The organism is Candidatus Kosakonia sp. 282A-S69, from assembly GCF_029433855.1.
Classification (GTDB): Bacteria; Pseudomonadota; Gammaproteobacteria; order Enterobacterales; family Enterobacteriaceae; genus Kosakonia; species Kosakonia cowanii_A.
On the sequence record NZ_JAROAU010000005.1, the window covers coordinates 251,683 to 251,943 of the forward strand.

Sequence of the window (261 nt, forward strand, 5' to 3'; positions counted from 1 at the left end):
CTGCGTGCCGATGACGATGTCGCAGCCGCCCTCCGCCACGGTCTGGAGCTCGGCCCGCAGGCGCTCGGCCCCCCCGGGAAAATCGCTCGACAGGACGATGACGCGCTTGTCGGGGAAGAGCTCGGCCACCTCCTCGGCGATGCGCTCCACCCCCGGTCCGCAGGGGGTGAGATTGTCGAAGGTGCCGCATTCCGAGCAGGAATCCGGGCGCCGCTCGGCATAGCCGCACTGGTGGCAGACCAGCGCCCGGCGGAAGCGGTG

General features: G+C 71.3%; 1 pseudogene. It reads right to left on the reverse strand.

The features are described 5' to 3' along the window. Nucleotides 1-261 (reverse strand): annotated as a pseudogene (locus PU683_RS22255) (hypothetical protein); the annotation flags it as partial.